Origin of the sequence: Marinomonas atlantica (genome assembly GCF_001639725.1) — a bacterium.
In the GTDB taxonomy this organism is placed as follows: Bacteria; Pseudomonadota; Gammaproteobacteria; order Pseudomonadales; family Marinomonadaceae; genus Marinomonas; species Marinomonas atlantica.
In genome coordinates this window covers 1-230 of sequence record NZ_LTAW01000066.1, presented here as the reverse complement: position 1 = coordinate 230, position 230 = coordinate 1, and the positions used below count along the sequence as shown (strand labels likewise).

Here is a 230-nt window from a genome sequence, read left to right as displayed (position 1 = left end):
TTTAATGGCCCGATCTTTTGCTCCATTCCAAGCGCGAAGTTACTCCCTCTGGTGATTGAAGATGCATTAAAAGTGGGTGTCACTCGTAACCGGAGCATTATCGAGGCCTGCTTAACAAGACTCAGATCACAGGTTGTGCCGCTCGATTACGAAACTTGGCATGATGCACCGCTGCTCACTTCATTTCAGGGGCACTGTCAGCTTAAGCTATCGCCCGCTGGGCATATTTT

Annotated in this window: 1 pseudogene; it reads left to right on the top strand. The window is 49.1% G+C overall.

Annotated elements, in window-relative coordinates:
- Positions 1-230: pseudogene (locus AYW75_RS19080) on the top strand (MBL fold metallo-hydrolase); the annotation flags it as partial.